Origin of the sequence: Maribellus maritimus (assembly GCF_022267315.1) — a bacterium.
Taxonomy (GTDB): domain Bacteria; phylum Bacteroidota; class Bacteroidia; order Bacteroidales; family Prolixibacteraceae; genus Draconibacterium; species Draconibacterium maritimum.
Genome location: NZ_JAIKLE010000126.1, coordinates 1 through 1,657 on the forward strand (window position 1 = coordinate 1; position 1,657 = coordinate 1,657).

Sequence of the window (1,657 nt, forward strand, 5' to 3'; positions counted from 1 at the left end):
CCTGCACCGGCCCGGGCTACTTTGGCAGGCCTACGCACCTTTATCCGCCGGGGGCAGATATTGAAAGTTTTTAAATTTCTATTGTGTTTATAATTTTTTAAAACTCTTTGCCAGCTCAAATTAGTGTGTAAGCATTTCCCATGGAGGGCAGGGCTGGCAATGGCTATTTTTGTCTTTGACTTCTTTTTCTATGTGAAACGTTTGCTGCTCATTTCTCACCGCTCACTTTCTCATCTCTCTTTTCTCACCGTCTCAGTGCCCGCCCTCTTTTCTCTCTTCCGTATCTGCTTTCCAAATCAAAAGACGAGGTTTATCTTTGAAAACTTCCATCATCTGTTCTGCGGTTAGGACAAGATAACGAATTTTTCGCCCGATTATATTTTCTGCTTTTTCTACCAATTTATGGATATACTTTCTATCCAGATTTTCTCCTGTCAGCACCAAATCAATAATTTGTGAATCGCGTCCTTTGGCAAAATCCCCGGTAATAAAAGCGGCCTCCAAATCGCCCACTTTGCTTGTAATACGGTCAATGATCTGGTCGATTCCCACAAATTTTTTAAGAATACTGTTGATGTCATCAAATAAAGGATGAGCGGTATTGGCGCTAAAATATTTTCTGTTTCCACTCATTTCAGCAGTTAATAATCCGGCTGCCTCCAAGCGGTTTAACTCCACACGGATGGCATTGGACGATTCGCCAAATTCCTGTTCCAGGTGACGCAAATAACTTCTTGTCCGAGTATTTAAAAAAAACTTGAGTAAAAGTTTAATCCGGGTTTTGGATGTTATAATGGATTGAAGCATATTCTTTTTGATAAATAACAGGTGGCGAATAAGCGGAATCTTAAAATCGGCAACAAAAAACCAACTCTTTTAAAAGGAGAATAAATCTGTGTGGATAAATTGATAAATTTTATTCTACAAAAATATTTTCAATGCTAATCGTCTCAACACTCATCTCTCTTTTCTCACCGTCCCAGTGCTCACAGTCTCACTTCTCATCTCCGCTTTTCAACGGGGCTTTGCCCCGAACCTCAATTCCTTTTTTCCTATAGCTGAAAAAAGGAATCAAAAAAAGCCACTGCTCAAGATTAAAAGCTAAAAATCAATTCCGTTTTGCTAAAATCTTTTAAACTCCTCCTGCGCTATAGCTTGGAGTCAAACAGAAAAGATTTTTTAACGCTACACTTCATTTATTTTCTTCACGCTTTTACTCTTAGGCGGGTCCGTTCTTAACCTGTAAGTCAGTTCTTCTTTTGTGTCTTATTCTTTTATGTATAACGTTCGGTACTCTTTTCCCATCGTCTCAGTGCTCACCGTCTCTCCGCTCATCTCTTCCCAACGACGGGGCGTTGCCCCGAGCCCCAAATACTTTTCTTCTTAGATGAGAAAAGTATTCAAAAGAATCAAGCCAAAGTTATCCTTCAACGCTTTGGGCCTGCACCGGCCCGGGCTACTTTGGCAGGCCTACGCACCTTTATCAGCCGGGGGCAGATATTGAAAGCTTTTAAATTTCTATTGTGTTTATAACTCTAAAGCTCTTAGCCTGCTCAAATTAATGCGTAAGCATTTCCCATGGTGGGCAGGGCTGGCAATGGCTATTTTTGTCTTTGACTTCTATTTTCTATGTAAAACGTTTGCTGCTCATTTCTCA

Annotated in this window: 1 protein-coding gene; it reads right to left on the reverse strand. The window is 40.5% G+C overall.

From position 1 onward, the window contains the following. Positions 1 to 252: 252 nt before the first annotated feature. Positions 253 to 726 (reverse strand): helix-turn-helix domain-containing protein, encoded by a 474-nt coding sequence (locus K5G00_RS29270; RefSeq protein ID WP_238770156.1) that lies wholly within the window; start codon positions 724 to 726, stop codon positions 253 to 255. Positions 727 to 1,657 lie beyond the last annotated feature (931 nt).